The organism is Halomonas sp. ATBC28, from assembly GCF_005937175.1.
GTDB classification, from domain to species: Bacteria; Pseudomonadota; Gammaproteobacteria; order Pseudomonadales; family Halomonadaceae; genus Vreelandella; species Vreelandella titanicae.
Genome location: NZ_VCQL01000203.1, coordinates 1 through 389, shown reverse-complemented (window position 1 = coordinate 389; position 389 = coordinate 1). Strand labels below are relative to the sequence as shown.

The following is a 389-nucleotide window of genomic DNA, read 5'->3' as shown; positions in this document are numbered from 1 at the left end:
GTCTGTGTCAGCGGAAGCTTACCGTCAGGCGTCAGCCCGGAAGCGTTCACCGACTGGATGACTCGCCTGCGTAGTCAGTGTCCTTGCATTATCTTTGATAGTAGCCGTGAAGCGTTAGTAGCAGGTTTGAAAGCGGCACCGTGGCTGGTGAAACCTAACCGCCGCGAGCTGGAAATCTGGGCAGGCCGTAAACTGCCTGAAATGAAAGATGTGATTGAAGCTGCACATGCGCTACGTGAACAAGGTATTGCGCATGTTGTTATTTCACTGGGTGCCGAAGGCGCGCTTTGGGTTAATGCCTCCGGCGAATGGATCGCCAAACCACCGTCAGTCGATGTCGTAAGCACCGTTGGCGCAGGGGATTCTATGGTTGGTGGCCTGATTTATGG

General features: G+C 54.2%; 1 protein-coding gene. It reads left to right on the top strand.

Going from position 1 to position 389, the window contains the following annotated elements; all coding sequences use genetic code 11:
• Positions 1-389 (top strand): PfkB family carbohydrate kinase (locus tag E0L35_RS26055; RefSeq protein ID WP_249362203.1); only part of this gene is annotated, 389 nt, incomplete at both ends.